The 302-nt window shown below is 42.7% G+C and carries 1 protein-coding gene; it reads right to left on the bottom strand.

Translation table 11 applies throughout. The annotated features are described in order from the left end of the window. The coding region (locus tag CWS31_RS17700; protein ID WP_170252930.1) for a hypothetical protein at positions 1-302 on the bottom strand (302 nt) is incomplete at both ends.

Below are 302 nucleotides of genomic sequence, written 5' to 3'. Positions count from 1 at the left end.
ATATATTCTTCTATATTACTCGCATCGGTAATATTCACCGTTTGTGAAGCTGCCGATATCGTTAATGTATCGCCATTTGTTTCTGCACCCGTACCACCATCAATCGTACCGATAATTTGACCACGTGTGACAAGCGTAAAGTCATCATCGCCGCTACCACCTTGCAAGTTAGCAAAATTGGTGAAGCTAACACCTGCAACCGTACCATCACCGTTGTCAGTGATATTCCATGCGTTATCACCAGTGCTCACCTCAAAAGTACTATCAACTCCTGAAGCGATATATTCTTCTATATTACTCGC

Source organism: Colwellia echini (genome assembly GCF_002843355.2).
Classification (GTDB): Bacteria; Pseudomonadota; Gammaproteobacteria; order Enterobacterales; family Alteromonadaceae; genus Colwellia; species Colwellia echini.
This window is presented reverse-complemented; position numbering and strand designations above follow the sequence as displayed.